This window comes from Nocardia cerradoensis NBRC 101014, assembly GCF_000308535.1.
Lineage (GTDB): Bacteria > Actinomycetota > Actinomycetes > Mycobacteriales > Mycobacteriaceae > Nocardia > Nocardia cerradoensis.
Map to the genome: position 1 here is coordinate 32192 of NZ_BAFW01000239.1, position 26310 is coordinate 58501.

Sequence of the window (26310 nt, forward strand, 5' to 3'; positions counted from 1 at the left end):
CCTACGATCCCGGCTGGGGGGCGGGCGCCTCGGACGGATTCGCGGGCGCGCTCGGCGCGGGCGCGGCGTTTCCGTTCGCGGGCGGCGGGGCCGCCCCGGCGGGACCGGGGGTGTCCAGCGACACCAGCTGGCCGAGCGAATTGGCCTGCTCGGCCTTCCAGGTGTCACCGTCCTTCTTCATATCCAGCGTCCAGGTGGCCCGGAAGGACTGCACCGGAACGTTGGGCGCGGTCTGCGTGAGTTTCAGCACCACGATCGCCGAGGCCTTGTCGCGCTCGCTGTCCAGCGAACTCAGCGCCGCTCCCAGCACCTTGCTGTCGATCTTGGTCTTCGACTTCTCGGCGGCATCCTTGATGCGGTCGTGGTTCTCGTTGAGCTGGGTCAGCATGTCGCCGGTCATCGAGGACCGCATGGTGGTGATCGACCCCTCAACATCGCCGGGATTCATCGAGGTGAGGTTGATCGCCGCCTGCCGGGCCGCGTCCAGCGCGGTATCGCGCGCATCGGCGCGCGGACCGTCGGTGAACCACATCGCGCGCACCCAGCCCGCGCCGAACCACGCCGCCAGTACCAGGGCCGCTACCAGCCACACCGCCGCGACCGAGGTCACCACCGTGCGCAGTGTCGACGAACCCGGCCGGGCGGCGGACGGCTGCTCGCCGGCGGACGGGCGCACCGACTCGTCGGTCGCATCGCCGGCCGGTGCACCCGGTCGGGCGGTCTCCTCCGGCGACGCGTCAGCTACCGCCTTTTCGGCGGCGTCCGGCGACTCCACCGCAGGTTGCGAGGAGGGGTTGGGCAGATCAGAACTCACAGCGACACCCTAGCGTCGTCGGTTTTCCGGACTTGCCTCCCGTACCCGCCTCACCGCTTCGGGGTCACTCCGATGAGAGTGGCCAGCTGGATGGCGACGGGGCTCAGGTTGAGCTTGTCCGGATCGGTCTTGGGCTTGGAATCCCACGGCTGCGGGACATTCGGATCGGCGTACTGCGCACGCGCGCCGCCGCGGACGTCGGTCGGACTTCCGAACGGCACGTCGCATTTCGCGTCCGTGTTGAACGGGAAATCGTCGCGGGTGTCGTCGAAATTGGGATTCTGCGCCTTCATCTGGTCGAGAATGCGCTGAGTTCCCTCGTACCCGACGGTACAGGCCGGCGGATTGTTGGTTTCCAGCACCAGCCCGAAGTGGGTCGTGCCGTCACCGGGCGCGGTCGCCGAGCCACCGACCGACAGCAGCGGCAGCATCTGCAGCAGCGGCTTCAGTGTGTAGGTCTGCGGCGACACCGCCTGCAGCAGCAACCGCAGATTCGACAGATCCGTGGTCAACGGCTGCGCGCTCTGATCGAGCAACTTGCCGATCTGCTCGCCGGCGTCGGCGCCGGTGCCGATCAACCGGCGGATATCGGGATCGTTGGCCCGCAACTGCACGGCGAGCCGATCCAGGCCGTCGCTGAAGGTGCGGATCGCCGGCGACTGGTCGGCCTGGGTACCGAGCACGGTCTGGGCGTCGCGGATCAGCTGCACGGTCTGCGGCAGCGCCTCGACGCCGGTCTGGGAGAACTTGTTCAGCGAATCGACGAGGATGCGCAGGTTGTCGCCCTGCCCGTCGAAGGCCTTACCGAGTTCGGTGACGGTCGTGCTCAACGCCGTCAGATCCGTCGTACTCGAGAAGTGGTTGACGCTGGCGAGCAGATCCTCGACCGGGATCGGGGTCTCGGCGCCGTCGATGACCGACCCGTCGCGCAGGTAGGGCCCCTTCGACGTCTCCGGCACCAGATCCAGGTACTGCTCACCGATCGCAGAACGGTTGGCGATCACGGCCTTGGCGCTGGCGGGGACCTTCGGCTTCCCGGAATCCAGCTCCAGATAGATCATCACGCCGTCGGGGGTGATATCGAGCGAGTCCACCCGCCCGACCGGCACACCGCGATAGGTGACCTCGGCGCCCTTGGACAGGTTGGCCGTCGTCTTCGCCTTCACCTTCACCTGGTACTGGCCGAAGCCGAGCATGTGGTCGAGGTGAATGTACTTCGCGCCGACGAAGACCACACCGAGCACGGCGATCACCGCGAAGGCGATCAGCTGGTAGCGCACCAATCTACTCATCGCGGCTTCACTCCCAACTGATCGAGAATCGACCCGATCGGGTCACCCGGCTTGGCGGGGGCCGGAGCCACCACGGTCGGCGGCAGCGGCACCAGCGACACCGTCGGCCAGCCCGGCCGCGGGCCGTTGCCGTTGTAATACGGATTGGTCGGATCCACCGGCACCGGCGGCCCGTACCTCGGCGGGATGTACACCGGATCCGGTTTGCCCACACCGAGATTCGACATCAGGACACCGATCTGCGTGTCCACCGAGAGCCAGGTGTTCACCGAACCACCGAAGGTCGATTTGATCGCCTCGTCCGGGAACGGATAGGTCAGCACGAGCGGGAACGCGGTCACCAGATCCGGCGCCGAACGGCCCAGCTCCTGCAGCGTCGGCCGCAGCGCCTGCAGATCGCGGATCAGGTTGTCCTTGGACTTGTCCAGCACGTCGACACCGGCCTGGCCGACCCGGTCGAGTTGCTTCAGCAAGCCGATCAGCTGTGGCCGCTGCTGGTCGAGAATCTTGATACCGGCGGGCAGTTCGTCGAGGATCTTGCCGATCTGGTCGGACTGCTGCCCCACCCGGCTGGACAACGTGCCCAGGCTGTCGAGCGCGTGCTGGATATCGGCGACCTGCTGGTTGAGGCCGTCGATGAGGGTGTCGGCCTGATCCAGCAGCGAACGCACCCGGTTCTCCCGGCCGGCCAGCGCCTTGTTCAGTTCCACCACGATGGGCTGCAACTGCGCCACGCCACCGCCGTTGAGCAGCAGCGACAACGCGCCGAGGACCTGTTCGATCTCGACCGCGTGCCGGGTCCGGTCGACGGGGATGACCGCGCCGTCCTTCAACCGGTCGGGCGAGGCCTCGTCCTTCGGCGCCGAGAGCTCGACGAATTTCTCACCGAGCAGATTCGACTGCCGCACTTCGGCATGCGCGTTGGCGGGCAGCTTCACCGAGGAGTTGACCACCGTGTGCACGCTCGCGGTCCAGCCGTCGGGGGCGACGTCGATGGACTCCACCCGGCCGACCGGCACACCCTCGACCTTGACCGCCGACTGCGGCACCAGATCCAGGACGTCGTCGAAACGCACGTCGATACGCATCGGATGGTCACCCACATCCGCGCCGCCGGGCAGCGGCACGCTGTAGATACCGTTCGAGGAGCACGAGCCCACCAGCATCGCGGTCACACCGACCACCGCGACGGCACCCAGTCCGCGGGCCGTCCTGCGGAATGCGAAGGGCGTCATCGCTGGCCACCTTCCTGCTGCGACGGCGGCTGCCGATCCGACGGGGTGCCCGGAACGCTGCCGGGAGCCGGAGTGTTCTGGATGTTCTCACCGCTGAGGATGCCGAACGGCAACACCAGCGACGGCGTCTGCACACCGCTCTTGATCTGATCGGTGATCACCTTGCACTGATCCAGGATCGGGCGCATCTGCCGGCTGATCGCATCGAATTTCGGGTCGCCCGGCCGCAATTGGCCGAGGTCGAGCATCTTGCAGACGGTGCCGAACGGGTTCTGCAGATCGGTGAAGTTGGCGCGCATGTCGAGCGTGCCGGACTCACCGTTGTGGATGTTGATCAGGTTGCTCAGCGCCACGGGCAGCACCGGCAGCGCGTTCGCCACATCCTGGCGCTGATCGGCCAGGGTCTGGGTCAGCTTGGTCAGCGCATCGGCGTTCTCGGCGACCAGGTCCCGGTTGTCGTCGATGAACCGGGCGACGTCGCCGAGCGCGATCGACAGCAGATTCAGTGCCTGCCCGAGGTTCTCCCGCTCCCCGGAGAGGAATCCGGCCAGATCCGCCAGCTGCGTGTTGAATTGGCGCACCTGCTGGTCGTTGACCGCCAGCGTGTGCACGAAGACCTGCAGATTCTTGATCGTGTCGAAGATGTCGCCGCGCGCGTCCGATAGATACCGGGCCGCGTGCGAGAGCTGGGTCAGGCTGTTGGCCAGCGCGTCCCCGTTCCCGGACAGATTCGCGGCACCGGTGCGGACCAGCTCGTTCACCGCGCCGTCCTTGTTGGCGCCGTTGGGCCCCAGCGCATCCGACAGTTCCTGGATGCTCTTGTACAGCCGGTCGACCTCGACCGGGGTCGCCGTGCGGTCGCGCGGAATGGTGGCGTTGCGCGGCATCTTCGGCCCGCCCTTGTAGACGGGCGTGAGCTGGATGTAGCGGTCCGACACCACCGAGGGCGTGATCTGGGCGGCCTTGGCGTCGGCCGGAATGTTGTATTTCCGGTCGACGTGCATGGTGACCTTCACCTGATCACCCTGCGGCGTGACCGAATCGACCTTGCCCACCGGGACGCCGAGGATGCGCACCTCGGAGCCCTCGTAGATACCGATCGACTTGTCGAAGTAGGCGGTGATCTTGGTGGTGTTGTAGCTGCTGAACAGCCACCACAGCACACCGGCGACGACCACCACGGCCACCGTGCCGAGGGCCAGGGCGATCTTGGTGCCGCGGCCGGATTCGCGGATCGCCGTCAGCGGATCCCGGCGCGATCCCTTACCGAGAGCAGCCTGCATCAGTTGCCTCCCAGGGTGCGGATCGGCGGGCGGTTACCCGGAATCTCCGGCAGCGCCGGCGGGATCAGGTTGACGATCACCGCGTCGAACCAGCGCCCGTTGCCCAGCACGTTGGCGTACAGGCCGTAGAACGGCGCCGCCAGCTTCAGCGTCTTGGAGATGTTCTGCTGATTGTCGTTGAGCATGTCGATGGACTTCTTCAGATTGGTCAGCGCCGGACCGATCTGCTGCTCGTTGTCGTGCACCAGCGCACTCAACTCGGCGGCAACGGTTTTCGCGCCGTTGAGCAGCTGCGAGATGGCCTGCTGGCGCACGTTCAACTCGGCCAGCAGCTCACCGCCGTTGGCGAGCAAACGCTCGAACTGCTCGTTGCGGTCGGCGAGCACCTTGGTGGTCTTGTTGGTGGCGTTGAACAGGTGCTTGAGCTCTTCGTCGCGCTTGGCCAGCGTCTCCGACAGCCGGGCGACACCGTCGATCGAGCCGCGGATCTCCGGCGGGGTGCCGGAGAACGCGTCGGAGAGCACCCGGAAGCTGGTGGCCAGCTGCGCGGTGTCGGTCTTCTCGATGCTCGAGGCGGCGTCACTGAAGGCTTCGACCACGTCGTACGGAGAAACCGTGCGCGACAACGGGATTCGCTTGTCCGGATCGGCCGGGTGGGAACCCTTGGGATCCAGCGCCAGATACTTCTGCCCGAGCAGGGTCTTGATCTGGATGGACGCGGTGGTGGCATCGCCGATCCACGCGTCCTTGGTCCGGAAGTCGACCAGCACGCGGTCGCCGTCGAGGCGCACATCGGACACATCGCCGACCTTCACGCCCGCGACGCGCACCTCGTTACCCTTCTTCAGGCCCGCGGCCTCGGAGAATTCCGCGGTGTAACTGGTGCTCGCGCCGATGATCGGCAGCTTGTCCAAGAAGAACGCCGACAACGCGATCAGCAGCACCATGAACAAGCCGAGCCCGCCCATGAACGCCGGGCTGCGCTTGCCGAGGAGAACCCGGTCTTCCATCAGCGGCCACCCTTCCCGTGACAGCGCGGCGCCGGGTTTGTGTAAACCGGCTGATTCACCGTCGGCATCTGCGCCGGCAGGTTCAATTGCGGCGCATCCTGCACCCCGGGACCGGCGACGATGTCGATACCGCAGAGGTAGAACTGGAACCACGAACCGTAGCTGGCCGCGCGACCCAGTTTCTCCATCTTGATCGGCAGATTCGTCAGGGCCTCATTCACCTCGCCCGAACGGTCGTTCAGGGTTCCGGTCAGCTGGTTCAGGCCGGCGATCGACCCCTGCAGCGTCGGCCGGGTGGGAACCAGCAGATCCGCGGTCGCCGAGGCGAGGTTGCCCAGCGACTGCACCGCCGAGCCGATCGTGCCGCGTTCGGCGTTGAGACCGCTGACCAGCGCCTCGGTGTTGACGATCAGATCGTTGAGCTGACCGTCGCGAGCGTTCACCGCGTCCAGCACCTGGTTGAGGTTCTTGACGATCTCGCCGATCACCGCGTCCTTGTCGGCGATCTTGTTCGTCAGGCTCGCGGTGTTGCGGACCAGATCGGTGATCGTGCCCGATTCACCCTGGAAGACCTGGATGATCTCGTAGGACAGCTTGTTCACGTCCTCGGCCGACAGCGTCTGGAACAGCGGCCGGAAACCGTTGAACAGGGTGGTGAGATTCAGCGCGGGCTTGGTTCGCTCCAACGGAATCGTGGCGCCCTTGGTGATCTTGCGACCCTGCTGGCCGGCGCCCTGCTCCAGCGCGATGTAGCGCTGCCCCACCAGGTTGCGGTAGCGGATGGTCGCGGTGGTGGAGGCGGGCAGCCAGTCCCGGTCGGTGATCTGGAAGTGCACCTCGGCCATGTTGCGGTCGACGACCGCCACCTTGGTCACCTTGCCGACCCGCACACCGGCGATACGCACCTCGTCGCCCTTGTTCAGCGACGTCACATCGCTGAACCGCGCCTTGAACTCGGTGCCGCCGCCGGAATAGTTGGCGATGGTGAGCGCCAGGAACGCGGTCGCGAGCACTGTCACGAGCACGAAGATGCCCAGTTTGGTCAGGGGGCCGCCCAGACCACGCAACTTGGCCTTCATCGCACACTCACCTCACTTCCACGCATCGCGGGGGCGCCGATCCGGCTCACCCAGCTGGGCACCTGATCGGGCGAAACCCCGTTCGCCGCACCGTAGATCGCACCCAGGGTGTGCTGTTCGGCGGGTGAACCCATGGTCGTGGCGCCCGCTGCGCCGTAGACCGAGAACTGTGCCGCCGGCAGCTGACCGATGTTCTGCTCACCCGGATTCCGGGTCGGCGGCTGATAGGAACCGTCGTTGGCCGATCCGGTCGGATACTGACCGGGATCCACCCCGAGCGGATATTCGGGGAAACACGCCGGCGGCCGGTTCGTGTCCAGCCAGCGCGGCTCGTCCTGGTTGGGCAGATAACGGCCACGCGGATTGGTGATCTCGATCGTCACCCGCGAACCCGGAGTATCGGTGCCCTTGCCGAAGAGGTTGTCGATGCGCGGCTTCAGCTGCGCGAAATTCTTCATCGTGCACGGGAACGACGGCGAATAGGTCCCCAGCAGTTCCAGCGCCTCACGCGAATCGGCCGCGACATCGATGATGTTGTCGTGGTTGGCCGTCAGGAAATCGGCGGTCTTCGACGACGTCGGGGTCAGAACCGAATACAGCGTGTCCAACTGCGAACGCTTCTGCACGATGGTGGCATTCAGCGTGCGCAGATTGTCGAAGGCGTCGACCAGCTGCGGCAGCGCGTCCGAATAGGTGTCGGCGACCGTCGCGAAGGTGTGGATGTCGTCCTGCAGCTGTGGCATCACACCGTTGATATCGCGGAAGATGTCGTCCAGCCGATCGATGGTGTGGCCCAGTTCCTCACCCTGACCACCCAGCGCCTGCGACAGCGCGCCCAGCGTCGAGGCCAGGTACTGCGGCGGAATCGCCTGCAGCAGCGGCATGATCGAATCCAGCAGCTGGCTCACCTCGACCGCATTGCCGCTGGCGTCCTGATACAGCGTCATTCCCGCCTGCAGATGCTTCGGGCTGGGCTGCTCGGGCCAGACCAGATCGACATAACGCTCGCCGAACAGGGTTTTCGGTAGCAGCCTGGCCGTCACATTGGACGGAATCTTCGACGCCTTGTCCGGATCGATCGCCAGATGCAGGGTCACCTTGCCGTTGGCGGATTCACTGGAACGGACCTCGCCGACATTGACCCCGCGAACTTTCACATCCGCATTGCGGGTCAACGCGTTTCCGACCGTATCGGTGATCAGATCGACCTTGACCACCTTGACCCACACCTTGTTGTAGGCCGCGATCGTCGTACCGAGAAACAGCGCCATCACGACGAAGAACACGATGCCCAACGTGCGGATTCGGAGTTTCTCGGTAGAGCGCCAGAATTGCACACTGCGCGCGCTCATGCTCCCACCTTTCGGGACGCCGTCGTCATCGACCCGTCGGTCGCGCCGCGGTCCGGTCCGCTCATCCCGCGACTCGCACTGTCGTCGTCGTACCCCAGATCGCCAGGCTGAGGAAGAAGTCGAGGATGTTCACCAGCACGATCGACGCACGTACCGCGCGTCCCACGGCCACACCGACGCCGGCCGGACCGCCGGTGGCGTTGAAGCCGTAATAGCAATGGATCAGGATGATCACGAAGGCGAACACCAGCACCTTCACGAACGAATACAGCACGTCCTCGGGTGGCAGGAACAGACCGAAATAATGGTCGTACGAGCCCGTGGATTGCCCGTTGAACCACACGCTGATCTGCCTGGACGCGATGAACGTGCCGAGCAGGCCGACGATGTAGAGCGGAATCACCGCCACGAATCCCGCGATGACGCGCGTGGTCACCAGGAACGGCACGCCGGGTACCGCCATCACCTCGAGCGCGTCGATTTCCTCGGAAATTCGCATCGCACCCAATTGGGCGGTGAAACCACAGCCGACCGTCGCCGACAATGCCAATGCCGCGACCAGCGGCGCCAATTCGCGAGTATTGATGTAGCCGGTCAGAAAGCCGGTGAGCACCGAACTGCCCAGGGCGTCGAGAGCTTTGAAACCCTGCAGGCCGACGACGACACCGACCGAGGCCGACATCATCACCACGACGCCGATGGTGCCGCCGATGACCGCGAGTGCACCCGAACCGAAGGTCACCTCGGCCAGCAGCCGCATGACCTCCTTGCGGTAATGCACGACGGTGCGCGGAATCCACGCGATCGCCTTGGAATAGAACGACATCTGATCGCCGGCGCGATCGATGACATTCACCGGCGACTTGAGCGCAGCACCTACTCGGCGCATCCGCCTCGAAAAGATCGGAGAACGCTGGGAAACAACCATCGTCACGAACCCTTGGCCGGGACGACCTGCAGGTACACCAACGTCAGAAGCAGATTGACGAAGAAGAGCACCAGGAAGGTGATCACCACGGATTGATTCACCGCGTCACCAACACCTTTCGGTCCCCCCTTGGGATTCAAACCTTTGTAAGCGGCGATCACGCCCGCGAGCAATCCGAAGATCAGAGCCTTGAATTCACCGATCCAGAGGTCCGGGAGTTGCGCCAGCGCGGAGAACGACGCCAGATAGGCGCCGGGAGTTCCGCCCTGCAGCAACACATTGAAGAAATATCCACCGCAGATGCCGACCACCGAAACCAGTCCGTTGAGCAGCAGCGCCACCAGCATCATGCCGAGGACGCGCGGCACGACGAGACGCTGCACCGGATCGATGCCGAGCACCTCCATCGCGTCGATCTCCTCGCGGATGGTGCGGGAGCCGAGGTCGGCAGCGACGGCCGAACCCGCGGCACCGGCGATGATCAGCGCGGTGACGACGGGAGCGGCCTGCTGCACAGTTGCCAGCACACTGGTTGCGCCGGTGAACGATTCAGCACCGAGCTGCTTGATAAGTGAACCGGTCTGCAATGCCACAACGGCGCCGAACGGGATTGCCACCAGTGCGGCGGGCAGGATCGAGACGCTCGCGATGAACCACGACTGCTCGATGAACTCGCGCCATTGGAAAGGCCGGCGCAGGGTGTTGCGTGCCACGGAAATGAGCAGTGCAAATATGTTGCCGGCCTGCGCAAATCCCGACTCGACCGGAGTGCGCAGCCGTGCCAGGGGTTGATTCACGGTTGCGTATGTTACCCGTTGGTTGTGTCGTGTCGCACGGTGGTGTCGTACGTGCCGCCCTGATATTGCGGAGCGTTACCCGTATACGCCGGAAGGACTTGTGTATCGCCGTTCTCTTCCATCGACTCGCGGATCGCCACCTGCGCCGAATGCGGCAGGGTGTGCATGATCTCGAGCACGCGGCGGCGGCGGCGTTCCACGGCCTGGCGCACGGGCATGCCGGGGGTGGCCTTCATCTGCGGGATGATGCCCTCGACGTCCTCGGTGCCGTTGTCGTAGTGGCCGGCGTCGGCGAGCGCCTGCTCGCGCGCCATCTGGGCCTCGTCCTTCTCCTCCGACATACCGATCGGGCCGACCATGCGGCCGTTGAGGAACTGCTTGACCACCGGCTCCTCCGAGGTGAGCAGCACCTCGCGCGGGCCGAACATGACCAGCTGACGGCGGAACAGCATGCCGATGTTGTCGGGCACGCTACGAGCCAGGTTGATGTTGTGGGTGACGATCAGAATCGTCGCGTCGATCTGCGCGTTGATGTCGATCAGCAGCTGCGACAGGTACGTGGTACGCACCGGGTCCAGACCGGAGTCGGGCTCGTCGACGAGGATGATCTGCGGGTCCAGCACCAGCGCGCGGGCCAGGCCGGCGCGCTTGCGCATACCACCGGAGATCTCGCCGGGCAGTTTGCCCTCGGCGCCGAGCAGACCGGTCAGCTCGAGCTTCTCCATCACGATCTGCTTGATCTCGGATTCGCTCTTCTTGGTGTGCTCGCGCAGCGGGAAGGCCACGTTGTCGAACAGGTTCATCGAACCGAACAGCGCGCCGTCCTGGAACAGAACGCCGAACAACTTGCGGATCTCGTAGAGCTCCTTGTTGGAGCAGGTGGTGATGTCGGTGCCGTCGATGTAGATCGAGCCGCGCTCGGGGCGCAGCAGACCGATCAGCGACTTCAGGAAGACCGACTTACCGGTACCGGAGGGGCCGAGCAAGGCGCTGACTTCCCCCGTGGGCAGGGTCAGAGTGACATCCTGCCAAATCCGCTGGGACCCGAAAGATTTCGTAACACCTTCGGTCCTGACCTCGACGCCCACGTCGACCTCCATATTTCTTCTGACGAGCGCCCATGGCCGCGTCACCGTTATTTCAGCGCGGTGTGACGCGTCACACTGGGGTGCGGCCACTGTATCGCATGCCGCTGGTGCAGGACACCCTACCTGACTGGTCGGTAGAAATGTCGACGGTAATGAGCCGGTCCCGACAGTTCACAACATTCACCACGAATATGTGAAAAGGGCGGCCCCGCAACGGGACCGCCCTTTTCCGGACTCGATTACCGCAATTACTTGACGGAAACCTTCGCGCCGGCCTCTTCCAGCTTGGCCTTGGCGGCGTCGGCGGCGTCCTTGGCGACCTTCTCCAGGATCGGCTTCGGGGCACCCTCGACCAGGTCCTTGGCTTCCTTCAGGCCCAGGCCGGAGACGATCTCACGCACGACCTTGATGACCTGGATCTTCTTGTCGCCGGCACCCTCGAGGATGACGTCGAACTCGTCCTGCTCCTCGGCGGCCTCGGCCGGAGCAGCGGCGCCACCGACAGCGGCGACCGCGACCGGAGCGGCGGCGGTGACCTCGAACTTCTCCTCGAACTTCTTGACGAAGTCCGAGAGCTCCAGCAGGGTCATGTTGCCGATGGTCTCGAGCAGCTCGTCCACGTTGGCCATGGTGTTTCCTTTCGGTAGTTCATCCCCGCATCGGCGGGGAGAAAAGAGTTGGTTTGTCGACTTGTCGGCGTCGGCTTATTCGGCGTCGGCGGCGGGAGCCGCCTCGGCACCGCCCGCGGCGCGCTGCTTGTCCTCGAGCGCGGCGAACAGGCGAGCCACCTGGCCGGCCGGCGCGGCGAACAGGCCGGCCGCCTTGGTCAGGTTGCCCTTCATGGCGCCGGCCAGCTTGGCCAGCAGCACCTCGCGCGACTCCAGGTCGGCGATGCGCTCGACCTCGGAGACCGACAGCGCGGCGCCGTCCATGTAGCCACCCTTGATGACCAGCGCCTTGTTGTCCTTGGCGAAGGTCTTGAGGGCCTTGGCGGCGTCGACCGGCTCACCGGTGATGAAGGTGATCGCGGTCGGACCGACGAACAAGTCATCCAGGCCTTCGACGCCCGCCTCGGCGGCCGCACGCTTGACCAGGGTGTTCTTGGCGACGGAGTAGGTGGCATTGCTGCCCAGCGCACGACGCAGCTGGGTGAGGTTGCCGACCGACAGACCACGGTATTCCGTGATCACAGTGGCCGTAGCGCTCTTGAACTGCTCGGTGATCTCCGCGACCGCGGTGACCTTCTCTGGTTTCGCCATACTTCGCCTCCTCTCTGGATGGTCGGTTCTGCGATGAACTACCGACTCGCGGAGGCTGGACCCGGGGAGGCTACGTCGACCCGGCGACAAAGCAAACGCCCCGGACGCAGAGTGGTCCCGGGGCGCACAAGAAACTCGACATGAGCTCACGGCTCATATGTCGTCCCTCACCTCGGCTCTCCCTGCGTGGGCCGCCGGCAATATCGCCGGACCTTCGACTGCCTGACGGCAGCAACCAACGGTCTTCGGTAGAACGATTGGGGGTGATCACCGAACTGGTCGGCGACCGTTTAAGAGAATAGCGGACCAGCAGCTAGAAGCCAAAACGAGGCTTACATCTACGAGATTGCTCACCTTGGTGGGTCTCGGCCCGCCTCGATTTTGGAGCGACGGAGGGAGGGAGCGCAGCGCCTGACCGGAGGAGTGAAAAATCGAGGCCCAGGGGGCCGAGACCCCGCCGGAGCGAAGCGGAGGCCAAAAACACAGGGCCGGTAGGAAATTCCTACCGGCCCTCGTCGAAAGCTACCTACGCCTTACGCGTCCTCTTCGGTGAGGTTGCGGGTGCGGTTCGGGTCCACCGGGATGCCCGGTCCGGTGTTCGTCGAAATCGTCACCTTCTTGACGTAGCGACCCTTGGCGGTCGACGGCTTCACACGCAGGATCTCCTCCAGCGCGGCGCCGTAGTTCTCGACCAGCTTCTTCTCGTCGAAGGAGGCCTTGCCGATCACGAAGTGCAGGTTGGCCTGCTTGTCGACGCGGAAGTTGATCTTGCCGCCCTTGATCTCGTTGACGGCCTTGGTCACATCGGTGGTGACCGTGCCCGTCTTCGGGTTCGGCATCAGGCCGCGGGGGCCCAGCACACGCGCGATGCGACCGACCTTGGCCATCTGGTCCGGGGTGGCGATCGCGGCGTCGAAGTCCAGCCAGCCGCCCTGGATGCGCTCGATCAGATCCTCGGCGCCCACGGCGTCCGCACCGGCGGCCTCGGCCTCGGCGGCCTTCTCGCCGGCGGCGAAGACGATGACGCGCGCGGTCTTACCGGTGCCGTGCGGCAGGTTGACGGTGCCGCGGACCATCTGGTCGGCCTTGCGCGGGTCGACGCCCAGACGAACGGCGACCTCGACGGTCGCGTCGGTCTTCGTGGTCGAGGTCTCCTTCGCCAGCCGGGTGGCCGACAGCGGAGAGTAGAGCTGCGCGCGGTCGACCTTGGCGGCCGCCTCGAGATAAGCCTTGCTTCGTTTTGCCATGATTCTCTGTCCTGTTCGTAAGTCAGAAGTGGTTGTCGGGACTGGCCGTCCCTCCCACGCACATCCCGCCGGTCACCGGCGGAGACGGGGACCGTCAGTCGGCGACGGTGATACCCATCGAGCGAGCGGTACCCGCGATGATCTTGGCCGCCTGATCGATGTCGTTGGCGTTCAGATCTTCCTGCTTGGTCTTGGCGATCTCCCGGACCTGATCCATGGTGACCGTGGCGACCTTGTTGCGGTGCGGCTCGGCGGAGCCCTTCTGCACACCGGCGGCCTTGAGCAGCAGCTTGGCGGCGGGCGGAGTCTTCAGCTTGAAGTCGAACGAGCGGTCTTCGTAGACCGTGATCTCGACCGGGATGACGTTGCCACGCTGCGACTCGGTCGCCGCGTTGTACGCCTTGCAGAACTCCATGATGTTGACGCCGTGCTGACCCAGCGCGGGGCCGACCGGCGGAGCCGGGTTGGCCGCGCCGGCCTGGATCTGGAGCTTGATGAGCCCGGCGACCTTCTTCTTCTTGGGGGGCATCTTTCTTTCCTTGGTTTAGGTTCCTTACGGACTTCCGTAAGCCTGTCCCGGGGCGCGAACCCCGGAAGTCTCAGATCTTCGCGACCTGCGTGAACGCGAGTTCGACCGGGGTCTCGCGACCGAAGATCGACACCAGCACCTTCAGCTTCTGCTGTTCGGCGTTGACCTCGGAGATGCTGGCCGGCAGCGTCGCGAACGGACCGTCCATCACGGTGACCGACTCGCCGACCTCGAAGTCGACCTCGATGGCCGGCTTGGCCGCGGTCTCGGTGACGGTCTCCGACGTGGACGCGGCGGCGCCCGCCGCGGCGGCAGCCGGCTTCTTCTGCTGCTGCTCGGCCGGGACCAGGAACTTCACCACGTCGTTGATCGTCAGCGGCGACGGACGGGAGGTGGCGCCGACGAATCCGGTGACACCGGGGGTGTTGCGGACCGCGCCCCACGACTCGTCGTTGAGATCCATCCGGACCAGGATGTAGCCGGGCAGCACCTTGCGCTGCACGTTCTTGCGCTGGCCGTTCTTGATCTCGGTGACCTGCTCGGTCGGCACCTCGACCTGGAAGATGTAGTCCTCGAGGCCCAGGTTCTGTACGCGGGTCTCGAGGTTGGTCTTCACCTTGTTCTCGTAACCGGCGTAGGAGTGGATGACGTACCAGTCACCGGGGGCGCGACGCAGCGCGGCCTTCATCTCGGCGACGGGGTCAGCGGGTTCTTCCGGTGCAGTGGGCTCCGCAGACGCGTCGGTCTCGGTCTCGGTGGTGTCGCCCTCGGCTTCGCCGGAGGACGCCTCGGTACCGTCCGAGACGGTCGCCTCGTCGACGGCCGTCTCCGCCGCCTCGTCGTCGACCGGGAACTCGTCGGTTGTGCCGTTCTCCGGGGTGCTCACTGGGCACTCGCTTCCTGTGTCGTCACGTACATCCACTACGCCGGAGGTGAATCCGGCGGATGGTTTCCGTCCTCGCGTGGCGGACGGCTAGCAGTTCCCGTGGCTCGCTCCGCAGGCTCCGCTCGGGTGCCCATGGGTCGCTCCGCAGGCTCCGCTCCTGACGCACGGTCAGCTAGCCGAACAGCCAGTTGACACCCTTGATGAACGCCAGGTCCAACCCGCTGATGAACGCGACCATGAAGATCACGAACACCAGGACAACGCTTGTATAGGTGACCATCTGCTTGCGGTTGGGCCAGATCACCTTGCGCAGTTCCGCGATGACTTCCCGCAGGAACTTCACCAGGCGCTTGAAGGGATTGCCCCGACCGCGCTCGGCGGTCTTCTTACCCGCCGACTTGGACGCCTTGCGCGATGCCGAATCCGAGCTGCCACCACGGTCGATCGTGGCGACGGAGCCGGTGTCCGAGGAGGATCCGGTGCGAGCCCGGCGAGTCGACCGCTTACCACTCGGCCGGCTGACCGCAGCGGTGTCTTCGTCATCGGCGGCATGCGCGCCGTGGCGAATGTCCCGCTCGTCGCTCACGTGAACCCTCTCTCGTCGCTGGCATCCAGTGCAGGGGCGACAGGACTTGAACCTGCAACCTGCGGTTTTGGAGACCGCTGCTCTGCCAATTGAGCTACGCCCCTTCGGCTGGAATCGCAATGTCATCCAGCACGGTGCTTATTCAGTTGTGCCAACCCGGGGCCACACAACACGCGCGCCGCTCCGCCGGTGTGCCGGCCCCGGCGGTCACCCGCCCGGAACCAGCCCCTCAGAGCAGCGCGCAGTGGCTGGCGACCCCAGAAATCCGAGTGTACGTTACCGCCCCGGCGGATAGCCAATCGGGCCGTCGGCCACCGCGAAGCGGCTTGCCGGCCCGCCGACCATCATGCCAGCTGCACCGTCGCGGTCGCACGTCCGAAGATCTTCCGGCCGCCGGATTTGGCGACGATCGCGATCACGGCGGTGCGGTTCTCCGGGTCCACCGACTTCACCTTGCCGGTGTATTCGACCTCTGCCGGGTGGTCGCCCGGCACGTAGACCGGGCTGGTGAAACGCACGTTGTATTCCTTCACCGCGCCCGGGTCACCGAGCCAGGAGGTGACGAATCCGCCGCCCAGGCCCATGGTCAGCATGCCGTGCGCGACCACGTTGTCCAGACCGGCGAGCGCGACGACCTCATCGCTCCAGTGGATCGGGTTCGCGTCACCGGAGACACCCGCGTAGTTCACCAGATCGCCGCGGGTGAGCCGGACGACGCGGGCCGGCAGTTCGTCGCCGACGGCCACGCTGTCGAACGAGCGCGTGTGGCTGCTGACCGTGACCTCGGGAACGGTGGTCACCGGCACCGGGGGCGCCGTGATGGGCGGCTCGGCGGTCGGGCGGTCGGGCGCCTCCGCCATGCCGTGCATGAGGATGTTGCGGACCGCGTCGGCGATATTGGGATCGACGTCACCGCCGCTGCGGCCGACCAGGGTGGTGTACGTGGTGAGCACCAGTTCGTCGTTCTGCGCCGTGACGATGTTCTTGGTGACGATGATGTCGCCGCCGAAGGCCTGCCGGAACGAATGCAGGTAGACGTCGCAGGTGAGCTGGTCGCCGACCCGGATCGGACGGTGGAATTCCAGGATCTGGTCGGTCTGCATGATCTGGCTCAGGTCGTAACCCGTGACGACCTGTTCGAACAGCTTGCGCTGGGCCAGGATGCCGACCAGGGAGATGAACGTCACCGGTGCGAGCAGTCCGTCGTGGCCGTACTCGCGGGCGACGTCCTCGTCCCAGTGCACGGGGTGATAGTCCTGCACCGCGCGTGCGTATTCGCGCACCTTCTCGCGGCCGACCTCGTAGTAGTCGTCGACGCGGTAGTGGTGTCCGACCATGGCGGCGGCGTGGGCCGACGGGTCGAACGGTTCGCCCTCGGCGTTCTGCGCGGCCACGGCATCGGTTCCGGTGTTGATTGTCACGGAGAGTTGAGTCCCTATCTGACTCCGCTACCGGGAGTCTGCGGAGCGTGAAACTACCGCAAGTACAGCAAATGCCGGAGCGGGTCGGGAAACCTGCTCCGGCATGAGGTGCTGCATGGGTCGGCGCGGTCCACGAATATCCGGGAAGGTCATCGACAGACCTCCCTGGATCCGGGCGCCGACTTCGCGCGCGGCAGCGTGCACGCGATGAGATCTAGCGAGATTCGCGGTGCGCCCGGTGGGTGCCGCAGTTCGGGCAGAACTTCTTCAGCTCCAGACGATCCGGGTCGTTGCGCCGGTTCTTCTTGGTGATGTAGTTACGGTGCTTGCACTGCTCGCAGGCCAAGGTGATCTTTGGCCGGACATCAGTGGACTTCGCGGCCACGATATGCCTTCTTTCGGGTCAACCTGACGGGGTATCAGTTTTGTAGCGATGGCCGGACTTGAACCGGCGACACAACGATTATGAGTCGTTTGCTCTACCGACTGAGCTACACCGCCATAAGGTCGGTTTGCGATGGCGCCCGGCCTCAGACATGCCGTCGGTCACCACCGGCAATCCGGCGAGCCCCCTAACGGAATCGAACCGTTGACCTTTTCCTTACCATGGAAACGCTCTGCCGACTGAGCTAAGGGGGCATGGCTCCATTCGCTCCGAACTCGAATCCTCGAACCCGGGGCGCTGAAGCCTTGAACGAGGTTACACACTCTCCCGCGAAGTTACCAAACCCGCTGGTCAGGCCGGATTTCAAAACCACCTCGTCGAGGTCGGCGCTCAACTCGCAGGACGGGACTCACAAACCCGGCCGCACTCTCGGTCGTCCGACGGCCGACGTAACTCACACTCGGAAACGCCACCGGCTGGAAGGGGCGCCCGGGGGGCGAAGCCCTCCCGGCGTGGGATGTGGGAGCCGGGCCCCCACAAATCACCCTCGAATACGACGAGGGCTCCTCCCGAGTAGGAGGAGCCCTGAGAGGGTGGCGGATGAAGGATTCGAACCTCCGAAGCTTGCGCGGCTGATTTACAGTCAGCTCCCTTTGGCCACTCGGGCAATCCGCCTTGTCGCACTGTTGCCAGCGCGCAGAGCAGAATACAACGACCAGGGCGCTCGGATGCAAACCGGCTGGCCAGCGGGGGTGCCGTGACCGATGCGGGACGGCCGGGGTAGAAAGTTCCCTACCGGAGTTCCGGGTGAAATGTGAGCCGTCAGACAGGAGCGCAGCGTGGCCGATTCGTCATTCGATGTCGTCAGCAAGGTCGACCGGCAGGAGGTCGACAACGCCCTCAACCAGGCGGCCAAGGAGCTCAGCACCCGCTACGACTTCCGCGGCACGGGTGCGAGCATCGAGTGGTCGGGTGAGGAGAAGATCGTGCTGTCGGCCGAATCCGAGGAACGGGTGAAGGCCGCCCTGGAGGTGTTCAAGGAGAAGCTGATTCGCCGCGACATCTCGCTGAAGGCGTTCGACGCGGGCGAGCCGGCCGCCTCGGGCAAGACCTACAAGATCACCGGCACCCTGGTGCAGGGCATCTCCCCGGAGAACGCGAAGAAGATCTCCAAGAAGATCCGCGACGAGGGCCCCAAGGGCGTGAAGGCGCAGATTCAGGGCGACGAACTGCGGGTCAGCGGTAAGAAGCGCGACGACCTGCAGGCCGTCATCGCCCTGCTCAAGGGTGCGGACCTGGACGTGGCCCTGCAGTTCGTCAACTACCGCTAGTAGCTGCGGGGCCCGCCGGCCATGTGCTCGAGGCGCTGGATGCGCTCGCCCATCGGCGGGTGGGTGGAGAACCAGCGCGCCATCTTGTCGCCCGCCCGGAAGGGGTTGGCGATCATCAGGTGCGACTGCGCGGTCAGCTGCGGCTCGGGCGGCAGCGGCGCGGCCTGGGTGCCGCGTTCGAGTTTGCGCAGCGCCGAGGCCAGGGCCAGCGGGTCGCCGGTGAGTTCGGCGCCGTCCTGATCGGCCTGGTATTCGCGGGAGCGGGAGACGGCGAGTTTGATCAGGGTGGCGGCGATCGGGCCGAGCAGGGAGACCAGCAGCACGCCGAGGATGTTCGGGCCTTCGCCGTCGCGGCTGCCGCCGCCGAACATGCTCGCGAAGAAGGCCAGGTTGGCCAGGCCGGAGATGACCGCGGCGAGCGCGCCGGCGACCGAGGAGATCAGGATGTCGCGGTTGTAGACGTGCGACAGTTCGTGGCCGAGTACCGCGCGCAGTTCCCGTTCGTCCAGGATCTGCAGGATGCCGCTGGTACAGCACACCGCCGCATGACGCGGGTTGCGACCGGTGGCGAACGCGTTGGGCGCGTTCGTCGGGCTGATGTACAGCCGCGGCATGGGCTGGCGCGCGGTGGTGGCCAGTTCACGCACGATCTTGTACATCACGGGCGCTTCGAGTTCGGATACCGGCTGCGCGTGCATGGCCCGCAGGGCCAGCTTGTCGCTGCTGAAGTAGGCGTAGGCGTTCATGCCCACGGCCAGCAGGATGGCGATGATCAGAATCGTGGGGTTGCGGAACATCGCGCCTGCGAACACGATCAGTGCCGACAGGCCGACCATCAGCCCGAAGGTCTTCAAACCGTTCGCGTAACCATGCATGTCGGATCAACGAACGGCGGCGAACTCGGGTTCCGCTCGAGGCCCGGGCGCCCTGGCGCTTGCGTCATCGATCACAGCGTGTGCGTCATCGATCACAACGCTGCGCCCCGATCACAACGCTGCGATATCGATCACACCAGCCGACTACCCAACTCCGGCCGTCCGCCGGCGCGACGGCGGACGAGCTCAGCCGACTCGCTCGATGGTGTACCGGACCAGGCGCTCCAGCGCGTCGTTGGCCGGCCCCTGCGGCAGGGCCGAGAGTTCGGCATGCGCGATATCGGCGTAGCCCTGCAACTTCTGCTTGGCCAGCACCATGCCGCGCGAGCGGGACAGCAGCTCCAGCGCCTCGGCGACCTCGTCGTCGGATTCCAGCGGCCGGGCCAGCAGCGTGCGCAGCCGGTCACCCTCGGCGCCCTCGTCGCGCAGCGCGTACAGCACCGGCAGGGTGTGCACGCCCTCCCGCAGGTCGGTGCCGGGCGTCTTGCCGGACTGCTCGGACACCGAGGAGATGTCGATGATGTCGTCGGAGATCTGGAAGGCGGTGCCCACCGCGTCGCCCAGGCGAGCCAGCCGTTCCACGTCGTCGAGGCTCGCGCCGGAGAAGGTGCCGCCGAAGCGGCCCGATGCGGCGATCAGCGAACCGGTCTTCTCCCACACCACCCGCAGATAATGTTCGACCGGATCCTGAGATTTCTTGGCGCCCAAGGTTTCTCGCATCTGACCGGTGACCAGTTCGGCGAAGGTCTCGGCGATGATGCGCACCGCGTCCGGGCCCAGGGTGGACACCAGCCGGGAGGCGTGGGCGAACAGATAGTCGCCGGAGAGGATGGCGATGCTGTTGCCCCATCGGGAGTTCACGCTGGGGGCGCCGCGGCGCATCGACGCCTCGTCCATCACGTCGTCGTGGTAGAGGGTCGCCAGATGCACCAGTTCGACCACGGTGCCGGCGGTGATCAGATCGGGGTCGGTCGGGCGTGGACCGAGCTGACCGGTGAGGATGGTGAACAGCGGCCGGAACCGCTTACCGCCGGCGCGCGCCAGGTGCAGCGCGGCTTCCAGCAGGAAGTCCTCCCCGTCGGAGAGCTCGCTGACCAGTAGCTTCTCCACCTCGTCGAGCCCGTTGCGCACGGTCGCCGCGAGCTCGGGATCGCCGAGATCGACCCCGGCAACCACGGTGCTTTCATCGCTCACAGCCGATGCACTCATGTCTTCTCCCAATGCCGCGTCCGTCCCCACACCGAAGAACCTAGCGTGTTGCCGTCCCCCCTCCCATGAACACCGTCACTCTGCCTGTGGCCTCCGCTTCGCTCCGGCGGGGTTTCGGTCCCCTGGGCCTCGATTTTTCCCTCCTCCGCTCCTCCGCTTCGCTCCCCCGCTCCGTCGGTCCGAAATCGAGGCGGGCCGATACCGGGATCCGAGCACCATCCTCGAAACGCATACCCAGTAGTGCGGGTGACTACCGACTGAATCGTTCGGGGTAACGCAACTTCATCGGCGTACCGATCTACTCGGCACACAACCCGCCCGAGCGAGCCGGTGGCGGCACCTCTGCCACTATTGGGCTATGGGTTCAGCTCACGGCGGTTCGACAGCACCGGAACGGGAACGTGGCACGGTGTTGCCCGAGCACGTCGAGGTGCTGGTGGTGGGCGCGGGGCCGGCCGGTTCCGCGGCGGCGGCCTGGGCGGCGCGGGCGGGGCGCGAGGTGTTGCTCACCGATGCCGCGGTGTTTCCCCGGGACAAGACCTGCGGCGACGGATTGACCCCGCGCGCCACCGCGGAGCTGGAGGCGCTCGGGCTGGGCGAATGGCTGCGCGCGCATACCGTCAACCGGGGGCTGCGGATGGCCGGATTCGGCCGGGAGGCGTTGCTGCCCTGGCCGGGCGGGTCCTTCCCCACCTACGGAAGTGCCGTTCCCCGAACCGAACTCGACGACAAGCTGCGTGAGACCGCCGTCAAGTGGGGTGCGCGCATGGTCGACGGGGTGCGGGTGGTCGCGGTGGCGCGCGCGGACGATCGGATCACCGGTGTCACCGTGCAGACCGAATCGGGCACGCGCGAGATTCGCTGCGACATCCTCATCGTCGCCGACGGGGTGCGTTCGCCGGTCGGGAAGCTGCTGGGCCGCGTCTGGCATCGCCGCTTCGCCTACGGTGTGGCCGCACGCGCCTACATCCGCTCCGCCCGCAGCGACGACGAATGGATCACGTCGCATCTGGAACTGCGCGATGCCGAGGGCGGTCTGGTCCCCGGCTACGGCTGGGTGTTCCCGCTGGGCAACGGCGAGGTCAACATCGGCGTGGGCTCGCTGGCCACCGAACGCCGCCCCTCGCATATCGCGTTGAAACCACTTCTGCAGCATTATGTTTCGCTGCGCCGGCCGGAATGGCAGTTCGAGGGCGAGGCGCGGGCCGTCGCCTCGGCGCTGCTGCCGATGGGCGGCGCGGTGTCGAATATCGCGGGCCGCAACTGGGTGCTGGTGGGCGACGCCGCCGGATGTGTGAATCCGCTCAACGGCGAGGGTATCGACTACGGGCTCGAGGGCGGCCACCTGCTGTCGGGACTGCTGGGCGAACCGGATCTGACCACGGTGTGGCCGGATCTGCTGCGGGCCCGCTACGGGCGCACCTTCTCGGTGGCCCGCCGGATCGCGGCATTGGCCACCCATCCGCGGATGGTCCCGACCGGCGGACCGCCGGTGATGCGTTCGGCGCTGCTGCAGCGCACGGCCGTGCGGGTGATGGGCAATCTCGTCGACGAGGAGGATGCCGACCTGACCGCCCGGGCCTGGCGGACGGCGGGCCGGGCGTCGCTGCGTTTCGACGATCCGGCACCGTTCAGCTGAGCGATGCGCGGCGCCGAGGCTCGGACAGGAGGCAGCGTGGACAACCGCAGCGGGCCACGTCCGCGCCGCGATCGGACGCCCTCGGTGCCGGAGAATCTGCTTCCGCATCTGCGCCGGGCGCGGGATCTGGTCGATCGCGAATACGCCCGCCCGCTCGACGTGGACGAGCTCGCCGCGACCGCGGGAGTCTCGAAATATCATTTCCTGCGCTGTTTCGCCGCCACCTACGGCCGCACCCCCGCGCTGTATCTGGCCGAGCGGCGCATCGAACGCGCGCAGGATCTGTTGCGCGCCACCAACATCACCGTGACCGAGGCGTGCATGCTGGTCGGATACACGAGCCTGGGCTCGTTCAGCCGCAAGTTCACCGAACTGGTGGGGATGACACCGTCGGCCTATCAGGCGAAATTCGCGGCAGACGGAGTTCCGCGGATTCCGGGGTGTTACGTGTTCATGCACGGCCTCTCCGATCGGAGACCGCCGGACCCGGCGCCCGATCCCGACGGCGCAATTTCGGAGAAGCCGGCGGGCGCCGAGGGCTCATAGCCTGAGCTCATGACGACGATCACCAACGTATCGCTGGTCACGGTGTATGTGACCGATCAGTCCGCGGCCAAACAGTGGTACATCGACAAACTCGGTTTCGTGGAAACCGCCGATATCTCGATGGGCGACAACGGTTTCCGCTGGGTCACCGTGGCTCAACCGGATCATCCCGAACTCGAGGTGACATTGATGGTTCCGGGTCCGCCGCTCGACGAGACGATGGCCGAGGCGATCCGCCGCTCCCTCGGCAACGGCACCATGGGCGCGCTGGGATTGCGCACGGAGGACTGCCAGAAGGCCTACGAGGAGCTCACCGCGAAGGGTGTCGAATTCGTGCAGCCGCCCGCGGAACGCCCGTACGGCGTGGAGGCGGTGATGCGCGACAACTCCGGCAATTGGCTCGTCCTGGTCGAACAACGCGAATTCGACGGTGGCGCCTTCGGTCCGGGGGCGCAGTAGCCGGGCGCGGGACGGGTGCGAGCCGGCGCTGCTCGCACCCACCACTGTCGGCTATACCCCGGATTCGGTGGCGAAGTACTTCTCGACGAACTTGCGTTCGCTGTTGACCACCCGGTGCTGCAACTGTTCGGCCAGCGGCTCGATGGCCCCGCCGACCAGCGGAACCTTCACCTTCACACTGCCGGTGACCTCGAGTTCGGAACCCGTGCCCGCGGCCCGCAGCAGGTACTTGCCGGTCATCTCGGAGGAGATGCCCGAGGAGGTCGCGGAGAACGTGCCCGCGGCGGAATTCCCCTCCAGCGGGCCCCAGTCGTCGGTGCGTTCGAGCACCAGTTCGGCCTTGAGCACCTTGCGGACGATGGCCGGGATCTTGTCCTGGCGGGCCGTCTCGGTCATGCGCAGATGGATGGTGCCGGGCCCGTTCGGGTGGGTCAGTTCGATGGTCGCGGTCTCGGCGCCCTCGAAGCGGGCGTGCCAGAATTCGTCGCTCGTGAGCGCCCGGTGCAATTCCTCGACCGGGACGGTGTATGACACGGTGAAGCGGAAGTTTCGGGACATGAGCGCACACGCTATCGGAACCATGCAATAGCCTGGTGCGGTGTCGGAAACCACCGAGTCTGCTGCGCGCGAGGATCGGGCCGAGGCCGGTTCACCTCGCCTCCGCCGGACCCGGATCACCATCGCGGTGATCGCCGCCGCGGTGAGCGTGCTGGCCGTGCTGCTGGTGCTGGCGGCCTGGCGCGACGATCTGCTGATCAGCTCCGACAAGGGCGTGACCAGCGCGGAGGTGTTGTCGGCGGGCCGGTTGCGGTCCGCGGTCACCTATGTGACGCCCGACGGTGTCACGCACAATCCGAAGGTGGGGGTGCTGTATCCCACCAAACTCACCGCCGGCGAGCGGATCAATGTCGAATACAGCCGCAGCGATCCGGAATTGGTCCGGGTCGCCGGGCGCGACGCCCGGGTCGCGGTCATTCCGGCGCTCTCGGTGATCGTGGTGGTGTGGGTCGCCGCGCTGCCGGTGCTGTGGGTGGTGCGCCGCTTCGAGCGCCGTTCGGTGCGCACCTCCGGGTAGCTGTTCGCCCGAACTTCGCACATCCGTCACATGGGTGTGGTGTCCTGGCGTGCCGCGCATCGCACACTGCAGGAGTGCGTGTAGCGATCGTCTCCGAATCGTTTCTGCCGAATATGAACGGTGTCGTGAACTCCGTGCTGCAGGTCCTGACCCATCTGGACCGCAACGGACACGATGCGCTCGTCATCGCCCCGGACACTCCCCGCGGCCAGGCCGCGGCGCCGCGCTCCTACGGCCGCTTTCCGGTGATCCGGGTGCCGGCGGTCATGGTGCCGCGGATCAGCTCACTGCCGGTCGGCCTGCCGCAACCATTGCTCACCTCGGCGATCGAGGATTTCGACGCCGATGTGGTGCATCTGGCCTCGCCGTTCCTGCTCGGCGCCGGCGGGGCGGCGGCGGCCTTGCGCCTGGATCTGCCCGCCGTGGCGGTGTATCAGACCGATGTGGCCGGATTCGCGGCCAGCTACGGGCTGGGGGCCGCGCAGCGGGCGGCGTGGGCCTGGACGCGGCGCATCCACAATCGCGCGGCGCGCACCCTGGCGCCCTCGTCGGCGGCGATGGCGGATCTCGAGCGCCACGGCATCGCCCGGGTGCACCGCTGGGCGCGGGGCGTGGACGCGGTGCGGTTCACGCCCGGTGCGCGCGACGCCGGCCTGCACGCGCGGTGGGCGGACGGCGACCGGCTGGTGGTCGGATTCGTCGGCCGGCTGGCGCCGGAGAAACACGTCGAACGTCTCGCCGCGCTGGCCGACGATCCCGATATCCGGCTGGTCGTGGTCGGCGACGGACCGGAACGGGCGCAGTTGCAGCGCCTGCTGCCGACGGCCGTGTTCACCGGCGAACTCGGCGGCGCCGAGCTGGCGCAGGCCTATGCGAGCCTGGATCTGATGGTCCACCCGGGCGAGCACGAAACCTTCTGCCAGGGCGTGCAGGAGGCGCTGGCCTGCGGCACTCCGGTGATCGGCCCCGACGCCGGGGGCCCTCGCGATCTGATCGCCCACTGCCGCAACGGATATCTGCTGCCCGTCGACCGGTTCGCCGAACTGCTCCCGAGTGCGGTTGCGGCGCTGCGTGATCCGGCTCTTCGAGCCCGATTCGCCGGCGCGGCACGCAAATCGGTGCTGCACCGCACCTGGCCCGCGATCTGCACCGAGCTGATGGGGCACTATCACGAGGTGATCGGCGGCCGGGAAGTACTGCACCGCAGCGCCTGAAAACCACGCTGTCGCAGGCGGTCCGAGGCGGCTGCGGTTCAGGCGGCCCGACCGAGCAGGCGGTCGACGACCTGCCGGGCCATGCCCACGGCGCCGTCGTCGCCGAGGCGCAGCGCCACGTTGACGGCGTTCAGCACCGCGGCGACCTCGAAGCCCGCCACCTCGGGGTCCACGTCGGCGATCTCGCCGGCGGCGACGGCTCGCCGGAATTGGGCTGTCAGGAGGGCGACCCAGGCACGCTGTTGCTCTCGTAACGCATCGCGGACGGGTCCCGGCCGGCTGTCGAAGATCGGCAGATTCGCGCCCAGAAAACACCCGCCGGGAAACATCGGGCGCTGGACGTAGTCGATCCACTCGTCGACGAGGGCGCGAAGCCGCGCGACCCCCGCCGGGGCGTCGCGAGCCGGGCGGACGACGGTGTCCACGAACAGTTCCCGCGCCGCCTCCACGGTCGCGAGTTGCAGCGCCTCCTTGGTCCGGAACAGGGTCTGGATTCCGGCCTTGCTGACGCCGAGATCGTCGGCCAGCCGCCCGAAGCTCAGCCCGTCGAGTCCGTCCACCGACGCGATCTCGATCGAGCGGCGGGTCACCGCGCGGCGCGACCGCGCACCGCGACGTAGCCGCTGATCGGCACTTTCGGCTGCCGTCTGCTGCTCGGGTACGACCATACGGTCGATCGTATGCCATCCGGTCCCGAGGAATCGACCATTGCGGTAAACATACGGTCGACCGTATTCTTTCGAGCACATCGGCGTGCGGCGACACCGCCGG

Annotated in this window: 28 protein-coding genes and 4 tRNA genes; 6 read left to right on the forward strand and 26 right to left on the reverse strand. The window is 66.3% G+C overall.

Going from position 1 to position 26310, the window contains the following annotated elements; genetic code table 11:
- Position 1: 1 nt before the first annotated feature.
- The 22 genes from ON23_RS36125 to ON23_RS24750 all read right to left on the reverse strand — a co-directional run bounded on the left by ON23_RS36125 (position 2) and on the right by ON23_RS24750 (position 17866).
- On the reverse strand, positions 2–814 hold the full coding sequence (locus ON23_RS36125; RefSeq protein ID WP_157170287.1) for a hypothetical protein: 813 nt from the start codon (positions 812–814) through the stop codon (positions 2–4).
- Between the two features lie 50 nt (positions 815–864).
- The gene (locus ON23_RS24650; protein WP_039781104.1) at positions 865–2106 is read right to left on the reverse strand and encodes an MCE family protein; all 1242 of its coding nucleotides are present in this window, start codon (positions 2104–2106) and stop codon (positions 865–867) included.
- Positions 2103–3341: an MCE family protein gene (locus ON23_RS24655; protein ID WP_083904213.1), complete on the reverse strand. Its 1239-nt coding sequence runs from the start codon at positions 3339–3341 to the stop codon at positions 2103–2105. The genes ON23_RS24650 and ON23_RS24655 overlap by 4 nt, the downstream gene beginning before the upstream one ends.
- Complete coding sequence (locus ON23_RS24660; protein ID WP_083904214.1) at positions 3338–4624, reverse strand: MCE family protein; 1287 nt, start codon at positions 4622–4624, stop codon at positions 3338–3340. Before ON23_RS24660 ends, ON23_RS24655 begins: the two co-directional genes overlap by 4 nt.
- Positions 4624–5634, reverse strand: coding sequence for an MCE family protein (locus ON23_RS24665; RefSeq protein ID WP_039781106.1), 1011 nt, complete (start codon positions 5632–5634; stop codon positions 4624–4626). Before ON23_RS24665 ends, ON23_RS24660 begins: the two co-directional genes overlap by 1 nt.
- Entirely contained in the window at positions 5634–6713 is a 1080-nt protein-coding gene (locus tag ON23_RS24670; protein ID WP_174376521.1) for an MCE family protein, read from the reverse strand. Before ON23_RS24670 ends, ON23_RS24665 begins: the two co-directional genes overlap by 1 nt.
- Positions 6710–8065 (reverse strand): MCE family protein, encoded by a 1356-nt coding sequence (locus tag ON23_RS24675; RefSeq protein WP_051043276.1) that lies wholly within the window; start codon positions 8063–8065, stop codon positions 6710–6712. Before ON23_RS24675 ends, ON23_RS24670 begins: the two co-directional genes overlap by 4 nt.
- A gap of 61 nt (positions 8066–8126) precedes the next feature.
- A complete protein-coding gene (locus tag ON23_RS24680) occupies positions 8127–8954 on the reverse strand; it encodes an MlaE family ABC transporter permease (RefSeq protein ID WP_086006975.1) in 828 nt (275 codons plus the stop codon).
- A 41-nt stretch (positions 8955–8995) separates the two neighbouring features.
- Positions 8996–9790, reverse strand: coding sequence for an MlaE family ABC transporter permease (locus tag ON23_RS24685; RefSeq protein WP_051025193.1), 795 nt, complete (start codon positions 9788–9790; stop codon positions 8996–8998).
- Between the two features lie 11 nt (positions 9791–9801).
- Positions 9802–10890 (reverse strand): ABC transporter ATP-binding protein, encoded by a 1089-nt coding sequence (locus ON23_RS24690; protein ID WP_051043278.1) that lies wholly within the window; start codon positions 10888–10890, stop codon positions 9802–9804.
- Positions 10891–11126: 236 nt separating this feature from the next.
- Positions 11127–11507: a 50S ribosomal protein L7/L12 gene (gene rplL / locus ON23_RS24695; RefSeq protein ID WP_036505922.1), complete on the reverse strand. Its 381-nt coding sequence runs from the start codon at positions 11505–11507 to the stop codon at positions 11127–11129.
- Between the two features lie 75 nt (positions 11508–11582).
- Complete coding sequence (gene rplJ / locus ON23_RS24700) at positions 11583–12137, reverse strand: 50S ribosomal protein L10 (protein ID WP_039781107.1); 555 nt, start codon at positions 12135–12137, stop codon at positions 11583–11585.
- Between the two features lie 533 nt (positions 12138–12670).
- A complete protein-coding gene (gene rplA, locus ON23_RS24705) occupies positions 12671–13384 on the reverse strand; it encodes a 50S ribosomal protein L1 (protein ID WP_039781108.1) in 714 nt (237 codons plus the stop codon).
- Positions 13385–13478: 94 nt separating this feature from the next.
- Positions 13479–13913 carry a 50S ribosomal protein L11 gene (gene rplK / locus ON23_RS24710; RefSeq protein WP_030516276.1) on the reverse strand — a complete coding sequence of 145 codons (435 nt, stop codon included), beginning with the start codon at positions 13911–13913 and terminating at the stop codon, positions 13479–13481.
- A 70-nt stretch (positions 13914–13983) separates the two neighbouring features.
- Positions 13984–14799 (reverse strand): transcription termination/antitermination protein NusG, encoded by an 816-nt coding sequence (nusG, locus tag ON23_RS24715; RefSeq protein ID WP_039781109.1) that lies wholly within the window; start codon positions 14797–14799, stop codon positions 13984–13986.
- 172 nt (positions 14800–14971) lie between these two features.
- On the reverse strand, positions 14972–15385 hold the full coding sequence (gene secE / locus ON23_RS24720; protein WP_039781110.1) for a preprotein translocase subunit SecE: 414 nt from the start codon (positions 15383–15385) through the stop codon (positions 14972–14974).
- 31 nt (positions 15386–15416) lie between these two features.
- A tRNA-Trp gene (locus ON23_RS24725) sits at positions 15417–15489 on the reverse strand.
- Between the two features lie 240 nt (positions 15490–15729).
- Positions 15730–16800 (reverse strand): fused (3R)-hydroxyacyl-ACP dehydratase subunits HadA/HadB, encoded by a 1071-nt coding sequence (locus ON23_RS24730; RefSeq protein WP_039781138.1) that lies wholly within the window; start codon positions 16798–16800, stop codon positions 15730–15732.
- 220 nt (positions 16801–17020) lie between these two features.
- Complete coding sequence (gene rpmG / locus ON23_RS24735) at positions 17021–17191, reverse strand: 50S ribosomal protein L33 (RefSeq protein ID WP_011211653.1); 171 nt, start codon at positions 17189–17191, stop codon at positions 17021–17023.
- 43 nt (positions 17192–17234) lie between these two features.
- Positions 17235–17307 (reverse strand) — tRNA-Met (locus tag ON23_RS24740).
- Positions 17308–17372: 65 nt separating this feature from the next.
- A tRNA-Thr gene (locus ON23_RS24745) sits at positions 17373–17445 on the reverse strand.
- Positions 17446–17785: 340 nt separating this feature from the next.
- Positions 17786–17866: transfer RNA gene (locus ON23_RS24750), tRNA-Tyr, on the reverse strand.
- Between the two features lie 164 nt (positions 17867–18030).
- Here ON23_RS24750 and ON23_RS24755 point away from each other — a divergent pair.
- Positions 18031–18522 (forward strand): YajQ family cyclic di-GMP-binding protein, encoded by a 492-nt coding sequence (locus tag ON23_RS24755; protein WP_039781111.1) that lies wholly within the window; start codon positions 18031–18033, stop codon positions 18520–18522.
- On the opposite strand, the gene htpX is transcribed toward ON23_RS24755, so the two are convergent.
- Positions 18519–19397, reverse strand: coding sequence for a zinc metalloprotease HtpX (gene htpX / locus ON23_RS24760; RefSeq protein ID WP_039781112.1), 879 nt, complete (start codon positions 19395–19397; stop codon positions 18519–18521). The genes ON23_RS24755 and htpX overlap by 4 nt on opposite strands.
- Positions 19398–19583: 186 nt before the next feature.
- The gene (locus ON23_RS24765) at positions 19584–20606 is read right to left on the reverse strand and encodes a polyprenyl synthetase family protein (RefSeq protein WP_030516270.1); all 1023 of its coding nucleotides are present in this window, start codon (positions 20604–20606) and stop codon (positions 19584–19586) included.
- Positions 20607–20964: 358 nt separating this feature from the next.
- Here ON23_RS24765 and ON23_RS24770 point away from each other — a divergent pair, with 358 nt between their 5' ends.
- The 3 genes from ON23_RS24770 to ON23_RS24780 all read left to right on the forward strand — a co-directional run bounded on the left by ON23_RS24770 (position 20965) and on the right by ON23_RS24780 (position 23250).
- On the forward strand, positions 20965–22245 hold the full coding sequence (locus tag ON23_RS24770; RefSeq protein WP_039781113.1) for a geranylgeranyl reductase family protein: 1281 nt from the start codon (positions 20965–20967) through the stop codon (positions 22243–22245).
- 84 nt (positions 22246–22329) lie between these two features.
- A complete protein-coding gene (locus tag ON23_RS24775) occupies positions 22330–22791 on the forward strand; it encodes a helix-turn-helix transcriptional regulator (RefSeq protein ID WP_039781139.1) in 462 nt (153 codons plus the stop codon).
- A gap of 9 nt (positions 22792–22800) precedes the next feature.
- On the forward strand, positions 22801–23250 hold the full coding sequence (locus ON23_RS24780; protein WP_036505891.1) for a VOC family protein: 450 nt from the start codon (positions 22801–22803) through the stop codon (positions 23248–23250).
- Between the two features lie 51 nt (positions 23251–23301).
- Here the strand turns inward: ON23_RS24780 and ON23_RS24785 are convergent, their stop codons facing one another.
- The gene (locus ON23_RS24785; protein WP_039781114.1) at positions 23302–23808 is read right to left on the reverse strand and encodes a DUF2505 domain-containing protein; all 507 of its coding nucleotides are present in this window, start codon (positions 23806–23808) and stop codon (positions 23302–23304) included.
- Between the two features lie 40 nt (positions 23809–23848).
- Between ON23_RS24785 and ON23_RS24790 the strand changes: the two genes are divergently transcribed.
- Positions 23849–24325: a DUF3592 domain-containing protein gene (locus ON23_RS24790; protein ID WP_223273552.1), complete on the forward strand. Its 477-nt coding sequence runs from the start codon at positions 23849–23851 to the stop codon at positions 24323–24325.
- 74 nt (positions 24326–24399) lie between these two features.
- Positions 24400–25539 (forward strand): glycosyltransferase family 4 protein, encoded by a 1140-nt coding sequence (locus ON23_RS24795; protein ID WP_039781115.1) that lies wholly within the window; start codon positions 24400–24402, stop codon positions 25537–25539.
- A 38-nt stretch (positions 25540–25577) separates the two neighbouring features.
- Here ON23_RS24795 and ON23_RS24800 read toward each other — a convergent pair whose 3' ends face one another.
- Positions 25578–26207: a TetR/AcrR family transcriptional regulator gene (locus ON23_RS24800; protein ID WP_039781116.1), complete on the reverse strand. Its 630-nt coding sequence runs from the start codon at positions 26205–26207 to the stop codon at positions 25578–25580.
- Between the last annotated feature and the right edge of the window lie 103 nt (positions 26208–26310).

What these genes read in the sequence shown, in the direction of transcription:
- ON23_RS24650 (WP_039781104.1), bottom strand. Translation starts at nt 2,106, where the DNA reads ATGAGTAGATTGGTGCGCTACCAGCTGATCGCCTTCGCGGTGATCGCC.
- ON23_RS24655 (WP_083904213.1), bottom strand. Translation starts at nt 3,341, where the DNA reads ATGACGCCCTTCGCATTCCGCAGGACGGCCCGCGGACTGGGTGCCGTC.
- ON23_RS24660 (WP_083904214.1), bottom strand. Translation starts at nt 4,624, where the DNA reads ATGCAGGCTGCTCTCGGTAAGGGATCGCGCCGGGATCCGCTGACGGCG.
- ON23_RS24665 (WP_039781106.1), bottom strand. Translation starts at nt 5,634, where the DNA reads ATGGAAGACCGGGTTCTCCTCGGCAAGCGCAGCCCGGCGTTCATGGGC.
- ON23_RS24670 (WP_174376521.1), bottom strand. Translation starts at nt 6,713, where the DNA reads ATGAAGGCCAAGTTGCGTGGTCTGGGCGGCCCCCTGACCAAACTGGGC.
- ON23_RS24675 (WP_051043276.1), bottom strand. Translation starts at nt 8,065, where the DNA reads ATGAGCGCGCGCAGTGTGCAATTCTGGCGCTCTACCGAGAAACTCCGA.
- ON23_RS24680 (WP_086006975.1), bottom strand. Translation starts at nt 8,954, where the DNA reads ATGCGCCGAGTAGGTGCTGCGCTCAAGTCGCCGGTGAATGTCATCGAT.
- ON23_RS24690 (WP_051043278.1), bottom strand. Translation starts at nt 10,890, where the DNA reads ATGGAGGTCGACGTGGGCGTCGAGGTCAGGACCGAAGGTGTTACGAAA.
- rplL (WP_036505922.1), bottom strand. Translation starts at nt 11,507, where the DNA reads ATGGCCAACGTGGACGAGCTGCTCGAGACCATCGGCAACATGACCCTG.
- rplJ (WP_039781107.1), bottom strand. Translation starts at nt 12,137, where the DNA reads ATGGCGAAACCAGAGAAGGTCACCGCGGTCGCGGAGATCACCGAGCAG.
- rplA (WP_039781108.1), bottom strand. Translation starts at nt 13,384, where the DNA reads ATGGCAAAACGAAGCAAGGCTTATCTCGAGGCGGCCGCCAAGGTCGAC.
- rplK (WP_030516276.1), bottom strand. Translation starts at nt 13,913, where the DNA reads ATGCCCCCCAAGAAGAAGAAGGTCGCCGGGCTCATCAAGCTCCAGATC.
- htpX (WP_039781112.1), bottom strand. Translation starts at nt 19,397, where the DNA reads ATGCATGGTTACGCGAACGGTTTGAAGACCTTCGGGCTGATGGTCGGC.
- ON23_RS24765 (WP_030516270.1), bottom strand. Translation starts at nt 20,606, where the DNA reads ATGAGTGCATCGGCTGTGAGCGATGAAAGCACCGTGGTTGCCGGGGTC.
- ON23_RS24770 (WP_039781113.1), top strand. Translation starts at nt 20,965, where the DNA reads ATGGGTTCAGCTCACGGCGGTTCGACAGCACCGGAACGGGAACGTGGC.
- ON23_RS24780 (WP_036505891.1), top strand. Translation starts at nt 22,801, where the DNA reads ATGACGACGATCACCAACGTATCGCTGGTCACGGTGTATGTGACCGAT.
- ON23_RS24785 (WP_039781114.1), bottom strand. Translation starts at nt 23,808, where the DNA reads ATGTCCCGAAACTTCCGCTTCACCGTGTCATACACCGTCCCGGTCGAG.
- ON23_RS24800 (WP_039781116.1), bottom strand. Translation starts at nt 26,207, where the DNA reads ATGGTCGTACCCGAGCAGCAGACGGCAGCCGAAAGTGCCGATCAGCGG.